Source organism: Streptomyces sp. NPDC005151, from assembly GCF_053599875.1.
Map to the genome: position 1 here is coordinate 1 of NZ_JBSFYR010000167.1, position 8,144 is coordinate 8,144.

An 8,144-nucleotide genomic window follows, 5' to 3' on the forward strand; every position below is an offset into this window, starting at 1 on the left:
AGTCGTCCTTGACCTTCATCGACAGCGGCCAGTAGTGCGGCGGCGTCCAGAAGAAGATGACGGCGAAGAGGATGACCGCGGCCCAGGACATCGAATTGGTCACGGCGGACCAGCCGATGAGGACCGGCATGCAGCCCGCGATGCCGCCCCAGACGATGTTCTGCGAGGTGCGCCGCTTCAGCAGCATCGTGTAGACGACGACGTAGAAGAGCAGCGCGCCCAGCGACAGTGCCGCCGACAGCCAGTTGACCAGCAGCCCGAACCAGACCGTCGAGATCACCGCGAGGGCGATACCGAAGGCCAGGCACTCGCGCGGGCTCACCATGCCGGTGACCAGCGGACGCTGCGACGTACGGTCCATCAACGCGTCGATGTCGCGGTCGATGTACATGTTGAGCGCGTTGGCACCACCCGCGGAGAGATATCCGCCGATGGTGGTAGTGAGTACGAGCCACAGGTCGGGTACACCCTGAGCGGCCAGGAACATCACCGGAACAGTGGTGATCAGCAACAGCTCGATGATCCGCGGCTTGGTCAGTGCCACGAATGCCTTGATACGGGCCCCGAACGGGCGATGGCCCCCTGGGCTCGGAGTCAAGGCGACCCCTGCGGGTCGGGACTCGACGGCCGTCACGCACACCCCTGACAGAGAAATCCCAGCAAGCTCCGGACATGAAGGCCCAGTAAAGACTTGCGCGAACCAGACCACTGTAGACGTTGGGGACAGGCCGTTCTTCGCGGGGGTGGGGTCGTGTTGGAGTGGCGCAGAAGCGCCGTGCCCGATGAGCGCATAAGTAAGGAGTGACGCTCATCGGAGTAGCGCATAAGTAAGGAGTGACGCTCATCGGAGTAGCGCATAAGTGAGCCGCTGCGCTCATACGGGAGGCGAACTCCGCGGGTCGCCCGCACCCTGGAAAGCACCCGGAAAATGCGTGTTGCGTCGGGGGTAGGCTCGACGCTGCCCGGTGCGGTCGCCAGTCACCGGTTTACAACAGTGGAGAGGAGCCCTGACTCAGGGTGAGCATCAAGCCGACCACCACAGACCTCCAGTGGACCGAATTGGACCAGCGGGCCGTGGACACTGTCCGCGTCCTTGCCGCTGACGCCGTACAGAAGGTCGGAAACGGCCACCCGGGTACGGCGATGAGCCTGGCTCCCGCCGCGTACACGCTCTTCCAGAAGGTGATGCGGCACGACCCCGCCGACGCGGACTGGACCGGTCGCGACCGGTTCGTGCTCTCGGCGGGTCACACGAGCCTGACCCTCTACATCCAGCTCTACCTGGCCGGGTACGGCCTGGAGCTCGATGACCTCAAGGCGTTCCGCACCTGGGGCTCGAAGACCCCCGGTCACCCGGAGTACGGCCACACCACCGGTGTCGAGACGACGACGGGCCCGCTGGGCCAGGGTGTCGCCAATGCCGTGGGCATGGCCATGGCCGCCCGCTACGAGCGCGGCCTGTTCGACCCGGAGGCGGCCCCCGGCACCTCCCCGTTCGACCACATGGTCTGGGTCATCGCCGGTGACGGCTGCCTCCAGGAGGGCATCTCCGCGGAGGCCTCCTCGCTGGCCGGGCACCAGAAGCTCGGCAACCTGGTCCTGCTGTGGGACGACAACCACATCTCCATCGAGGGCGACACGGAGACCGCGGTCTCCGAGGACACCCTGAAGCGGTACGAGGCGTACGGCTGGCACGTCCAGCGCGTCGAGCAGCTGCCGAACGGCGACCTGGACCCCGCGGGTCTCTACCAGGCGCTGCAGGTGGCCAAGGCCGAGACCGAGCGCCCGTCGTTCATCGCGGCCCGCTCGATCATCGCCTGGCCGGCCCCGCACGCCCAGAACACCGAGGCCTCGCACGGCTCGGCGCTCGGCGAGGACGAGGTCGCGGCGACCAAGAAGGTCCTGGGCTTCGACCCGGAGAGGACCTTCGAGGTCTCCGACGAGGTCATCGCGCACACCCGTGAGGCCCTGGACCGCGGCCGCGAGGCCAAGGGCGAGTGGGAGAAGACGTTCGCCGCGTGGCGCACCGCCAACCCGGAGCGCGCCGCCGAGTTCGACCGGATCTCCGCGGGCGAGCTGCCCGAGGGCTGGGAGGACAGCATTCCGGTCTTCGAGCCGGGCAAGGGCGTCGCCACCCGCGCCGCCTCCGGCAAGGTGCTCCAGGCGCTCGGCGAGATCATCCCCGAGCTGTGGGGCGGCTCCGCCGACCTCGCGGGCTCGAACAACACGACGATCGACAAGACGTCGTCGTTCCTCCCGGCGGGCAACCCGCTGCCGGGCGCGGACCCGTACGGCCGCACGATCCACTTCGGTATCCGCGAGCACGCCATGGCCGCGGCCATGAACGGCATCGCACTGCACGGCAACACCCGCATCTACGGCGGCACCTTCCTGGTGTTCTCCGACTACATGCGCAACGCCGTGCGGCTGTCTGCGCTGATGCACCTGCCGGTGACGTACGTGTGGACGCACGACTCGATCGGTCTCGGCGAGGACGGCCCGACCCACCAGCCGGTGGAGCACCTGGCCTCGCTGCGCGCCATCCCGGGCCTGAACATCGTCCGCCCGGCCGACGCCAACGAGACCTCCATCGCCTGGCGCGAGATCCTGCGCCGCTACACCAAGGTGTTCGGCAAGGGCGCCCCGCACGGCCTGGCGCTGACCCGTCAGGGCGTGCCGGCGTACGAGGCGAACGAGGACGCGGCCAAGGGCGGCTACGTGCTGTTCGAGGCCGAGGGCGGCGAGCCGCAGGTCCTCCTGATCGGCACGGGTTCCGAGGTGCACCTCGCCGTCGAGGCGCGCGAGGAGCTGCAGGCGGCCGGCATCCCGACCCGGGTGGTCTCGATGCCGTCGGTCGAGTGGTTCGAGGAGCAGGACCAGGCGTACAAGGACAGTGTTCTGCCGCCGTCCGTGAAGGCCCGCGTCGCCGTCGAGGCGGGCATCGGGCTGACCTGGTACCGGTACGTCGGAGACGCCGGCCGGATCGTCTCGCTGGAGCACTTCGGTGCCTCGGCCGACGCCAAGGTCCTCTTCCGCGAGTTCGGTTTCACCGGTGCGCACCTTGCCGCCGCAGCGCGGGAATCTCTCGCCGCCGTCGCGCGCTGACGCCGTTATACGACTAGTAGGAGATGCAATTCTCATGACAGACGCACTCAAGCGCCTTTCCGACGAGGGCGTGGCGATCTGGCTCGATGACCTGTCGCGCAAGCGGATCACCTCCGGCAATCTCGCCGAGCTGATCGACCAGCAGCACGTCGTGGGCGTCACCACCAACCCGTCCATCTTCCAGAAGGCCATCTCGCACGGCGACGGTTACGAGCAGCAGCTCACCGACCTGGCGACCCGCAAGGTCACGGTCGACGAGGCCATCCGCATGATCACGACGGCGGACGTCCGCGACGCCGCCGACATCCTGCGCCCGGTCTTCGACGCCACGGACGGCCAGGACGGCCGGGTCTCCATCGAGGTCGACCCGCGGCTGGCCCACCACACCCACGCCACGATCGCCGAGGCCAAGCAGCTGGCCTGGCTGGTCGACCGGCCGAACACGCTCATCAAGATCCCGGCGACGAAGGCCGGTCTGCCGGCGATCACCGAGGTCATCGGCAAGGGCATCAGCGTCAATGTCACGCTGATCTTCTCGCTGGAGCGCTACCGCGAGGTCATGGACGCCTACCTGGCGGGCCTGGAGAAGGCGCAGGCCGCAGGCCTGGACCTCTCCAGGATCCACTCGGTGGCTTCGTTCTTCGTGTCCCGTGTGGACTCCGAGATCGACAAGCGGCTCGACGCGATCGGCACCGACGAGGCCAAGGCGCTGAAGGGCAAGGCGGCGCTCGCCAACGCCCGGCTGGCGTACCAGGCGTACGAGGAGGTCTTCTCCTCCGACCGCTGGGCGGCTCTGGACAAGGCGCAGGCCAACAAGCAGCGTCCGCTGTGGGCCTCCACCGGTGTCAAGGACCCCGCGTACAAGGACACGCTGTACGTCGTCGACCTGGTCGCCCCCGGCACGGTGAACACCATGCCCGAGGCAACCCTGGAGGCCACGGCCGACCACGGGCAGGTCACCGGCAACACCGTCGCCGGCACCTACGAGCAGGCGAAGGCCGAGCTCGACGCCGTCGCGAAGCTCGGGATCTCCTACGACGACGTCGTGCAGCTCCTCGAGGACGAGGGCGTCGAGAAGTTCGAGGCGTCCTGGATCGATCTGCTCAACTCCACCGAGGCGGAGCTCAAGCGCCTCGCCCCTTCGGAGGGCTGACCACTTTGTCTGGTGTTCCCGGAGCCAACCCGCTCCGTGACGCCCAGGACCGCCGGCTCCCGCGTATCGCGGGGCCGTCGGGCCTGGTGATCTTTGGCGTCACGGGCGATTTGTCCCGTAAAAAGCTGATGCCCGCTGTCTACGACCTGGCCAACCGCGGCCTGCTGCCACCGGGCTTCTCGCTCATCGGCTTCGCGCGCCGCGAGTGGCAGGACGAGGACTTCACCCAAGAGGTCCACGACGCCGTCAAGCAGCACGCCCGCACGCCGTTCCGTGAGGAGGTCTGGCAGCAGCTCATCCAGGGGATGCGCTTCGTCCAGGGCAACTTCGACGACGACGAGGCCTTCGAAACCCTGAAGGCCACCATCGAGGAGCTCGACAAGGAACAGGGCACGGGCGGCAACTTCGCCTTCTACCTGTCCGTGCCGCCGAAGTTCTTCCCGAAGGTCGTCCAGCAGCTGAAGAAGCACGGACTGGCGGACCAGACGGAGGGTTCCTGGCGGCGCGCCGTCATCGAGAAGCCGTTCGGTCACGACCTCACCAGTGCGCAGGATCTCAACCAGATCGTGCACGACGTGTTCCCGCCCAACGAGGTCTTCCGGATCGACCACTACCTGGGCAAGGAGACGGTCCAGAACATCCTGGCGCTGCGGTTCGCCAACACGATGTTCGAGCCGATCTGGAACCGGAGCTACGTCGACCACGTCCAGATCACGATGGCCGAGGACATCGGCATCGGCGGCCGGGCCGGCTACTACGACGGCATCGGCGCCGCCCGTGACGTCATCCAGAACCACCTGCTGCAGCTGCTGGCGCTGACCGCGATGGAGGAGCCCGGCTCCTTCCACCCGAAGGCCCTGGTCGCCGAGAAGCTCAAGGTGCTCACGGCGGTCGAACTGCCGGAGGACCTGGGCAAGCACACCGTGCGCGGCCAGTACGCACACGCCTGGCAGGGCGGCGAAGAGGTCCTCGGCTATCTGGAGGAGGACGGCATCGACCCCAAGTCGAAGACCGACACCTTCGCCGCGATCAAGCTGACGATCAACAACCGCCGCTGGGCGGGCGTGCCGTTCTACCTCCGTACCGGAAAGCGGCTCGGCCGCCGGGTCACGGAGATCGCGGTCGTCTTCAAGCGCGCCCCGTACCTGCCGTTCGAGTCGGGGGCCACGGAGGAGCTGGGCGGCAACGCGCTGGTCATCCGGGTCCAGCCGGACGAGGGCGTGACCGTGCGGTTCGGCTCCAAGGTGCCCGGCACCTCCATGGAGGTGCGGGACGTCACGATGGACTTCGCCTACGGCGAGTCCTTCACCGAGTCCAGCCCGGAGGCGTACGAGCGGCTCATCCTCGATGTGCTGCTGGGCGACGCCAACCTCTTCCCCCGCCACCAGGAGGTCGAGCTCTCCTGGAACATCCTCGACCCGATCGAGGAGTACTGGGACAAGCACGGCAAGCCCGCGCAGTACCCGGCGGGCACCTGGGGTCCGGCAGAGGCGGACGAGATGCTCGCACGAGACGGACGGAGCTGGCGTCGGCCATGAAGATCGATCTCACGGAAACCACCTCCAGCAAGATCAACCAGGCGCTGGTGTCGGCTCGGCGTGCCGTCGGCACGCCGGCCATCGGCATGGTGCTGACTCTGGTCATCGTCACCGACGAGGAGAACGCGTACGACGCCCTCAAGGCGGCGAGCGATTCCTCCCGCGAGCACCCCTCGCGGATCATCGCGGTGATCAAGCGGGTCAGCCGCTCGCCGCGCAGCCGGCGCGACGCGCGGCTCGACGCCGAGGTACGGGTCGGTTCCGACTCGGGCTCCGGCGAGACCATCGTCCTGCGCCTCCACGGTGAACTGGCCAACCACGCCCAGTCGGTGGTCCTGCCGCTGCTGCTGCCGGACGCCCCGGTCGTGCTGTGGTGGCCCGAGGACGCGCCGTCCGACCCGGCGAAGGACCCGCTGGGCGCGCTCGCCCAGCGCCGGATCACGGACGCCTACTCGGCGGAGGCGCCCACCGCCGAACTCGCGGTGCGCGCCCAGTCGTACACCCCGGGCGACACGGATCTGTCCTGGACCCGCATCACCCCGTGGCGCTCGATGCTGGCGGCCGCGCTCGACCAGAAGCCCGTCGAGGTGCTGTCGGCGACGGTCGAGGGCGAGTCGGAGAACCCCAGCTGCGAGCTGCTCGCCATGTGGCTCGCGGACCGGCTCAAGGTACCGGTGCAGCGCACGCTGTCCGCCGGTCCCGGTCTGACGGCCGTACGGATGGAGACCAAGGACGGCACCATCGTCCTGGACCGCCCGGACGGTTCGCTGGCCACGCTCTCCATGGAGGGACAGCCGAACCGTGCGGTGGCGCTCAAGCGACGGGAGACCGCCGAGCTGCTCGCCGAGGAGCTGCGCCGTCTGGACCCGGACAACACCTACGAGGCCACGGTGAAGTTCGGTGTGGAGAACCTGGCCGGCGCGGCGGAGCCCGAGCCCGCCGCAGCGAAGGCCGCCGAGCCCGCCGCCACCCCGACCGCAGCGAAGAAGACCGCGGCGAAGAGGGCGGCATCGAAGTGAGTGCCCCTCAACTTGTCGTGCACCGCGACAAGGAGCTGATGGCGCAGGCCGCCGCGGCCCGGCTGATCACGAAGATCGTGGACGCCCAGGCCGCGCGCGGCTACGCCTCGGTGGTCCTCACCGGTGGGCGCAACGGCAACGGCCTGCTGGCCGCGCTCGCCGCCGCGCCCGCCCGGGACGCGATCGACTGGTCGCGGCTCGACCTGTGGTGGGGCGACGAGCGGTTCCTGCCGGACGGCGATCCGGAGCGCAATGTCACGCAGGCCCGTGAGGCCCTGCTGGACTCGGTGCCGCTTGACCCGTCCCGGGTCCATGCGATGCCCGCTTCGGACGGGCCCTGCGGCAACGACGCCGACACCGCCGCGGCCACGTACGCCGCCGAACTGGCCACCGCGGCCCGTCCGGAGGACCACGGCCCGGTCCCGACGTTCGATGTGCTGATGCTGGGCGTGGGCCCGGACACGCATGTCGCGTCGCTCTTCCCGGAGCTGCCCGCGGTACGGGAGACCGAGCGCACCGTCGTCGGTGTGCACGGCGCTCCCAAGCCGCCGCCCACCCGCATCTCGCTGACGCTGCCCGCGATCCGGGCCGCGCGCGAGGTGTGGCTGCTCGCGGCGGGCGAGGACAAGGCGGAGGCCGCGGCCATCGCACTGTCGGGCGCCGGGGAGATCCAGGCCCCGGCGGCGGGCGCGTACGGACGCAGCCGCACGCTGTGGCTGCTGGACTCGGCGGCGGCCTCGCAGCTGCCGCGCGCCCTGTATCCGCCGGCTTCTCCCTGAGTGGTCGTCAGCGCGGCTGACAACAGGCCCGGTTCGCTCCCAGGAGCGGACCGGGCCTGTCCGCTGTCCGGCGCCTGTGGGAGCGATCCGCCGAGCCGGGGCCGTGCCACGAGACGTCTGCGGTGCCGTATCGGCGCACTCGATCCCACCCGGAGACAAACATGGCTCAGTCCAGCGTGACGTGCTAAGACCGACCGGCAATTGGGGGGTGGGTGAAGGAGCGGGGCTGGGGTGCGTGCCTCGCAAGGCGGAGGATTGAGCCATGGTGATGGACGACAACGCCGCGAGGTGCGTGCCCCAGCCCCGTGACGCCGCCCCCCAAAAATTGCCGGTCGGTTTGCGTGATCACCGAGGACGGCCGGGCCTTGGCCGAGGGCGAGCGCGTCGAGTCCCAGTCGTCAACGGCCCGAAGGGTCCGCAGGCGGAGGGACGTCCGCTCCGCCCGACACCGGAGCGGGCTCAGAGCCTGTCGGGTGACCTCTGATCGGGCGGCCACGCCCTGGCACGCACGCTTCCCGCGTTGCCGAAATGCCCTAGTAGCTCCTTCCCC

The 8,144-nt window shown here is 69.2% G+C and carries 6 protein-coding genes; 5 read left to right on the top strand and 1 reads right to left on the bottom strand.

Translation table 11 applies throughout. The features are described 5' to 3' along the window. Positions 1-640 (bottom strand): heme o synthase (locus tag ACWD6R_RS38790; RefSeq protein ID WP_451823058.1); only part of this gene is annotated, 640 nt, incomplete at its 3' end. A gap of 377 nt (positions 641-1,017) precedes the next feature. On the opposite strand from ACWD6R_RS38790, the gene tkt reads away from it, so the two are divergent. Genes tkt through pgl form a run of 5 tightly spaced genes read left to right on the top strand, consistent with a single transcriptional unit; the run spans position 1,018 to position 7,594 of the window. Then, the gene (gene tkt, locus ACWD6R_RS38795) at positions 1,018-3,105 is read left to right on the top strand and encodes a transketolase (protein WP_451823059.1); all 2,088 of its coding nucleotides are present in this window, start codon (positions 1,018-1,020) and stop codon (positions 3,103-3,105) included. Between the two features lie 34 nt (positions 3,106-3,139). Beyond that, positions 3,140-4,258 carry a transaldolase gene (gene tal / locus ACWD6R_RS38800; RefSeq protein ID WP_451823060.1) on the top strand — a complete coding sequence of 373 codons (1,119 nt, stop codon included), beginning with the start codon at positions 3,140-3,142 and terminating at the stop codon, positions 4,256-4,258. Positions 4,259-4,263: 5 nt separating this feature from the next. Further along, positions 4,264-5,796 (top strand): glucose-6-phosphate dehydrogenase, encoded by a 1,533-nt coding sequence (gene zwf, locus ACWD6R_RS38805; protein ID WP_451823061.1) that lies wholly within the window; start codon positions 4,264-4,266, stop codon positions 5,794-5,796. Further along, positions 5,793-6,815: a glucose-6-phosphate dehydrogenase assembly protein OpcA gene (gene opcA / locus ACWD6R_RS38810; RefSeq protein ID WP_451823062.1), complete on the top strand. Its 1,023-nt coding sequence runs from the start codon at positions 5,793-5,795 to the stop codon at positions 6,813-6,815. Before zwf ends, opcA begins: the two co-directional genes overlap by 4 nt. Next, on the top strand, positions 6,812-7,594 hold the full coding sequence (pgl, locus tag ACWD6R_RS38815) for a 6-phosphogluconolactonase (protein ID WP_451823063.1): 783 nt from the start codon (positions 6,812-6,814) through the stop codon (positions 7,592-7,594). Before opcA ends, pgl begins: the two co-directional genes overlap by 4 nt. Positions 7,595-8,144: the final 550 nt, after the last annotated feature.

What these genes read in the sequence shown, in the direction of transcription:
- tal (WP_451823060.1), top strand. Translation starts at nt 3,140, where the DNA reads ATGACAGACGCACTCAAGCGCCTTTCCGACGAGGGCGTGGCGATCTGG.
- opcA (WP_451823062.1), top strand. Translation starts at nt 5,793, where the DNA reads ATGAAGATCGATCTCACGGAAACCACCTCCAGCAAGATCAACCAGGCG.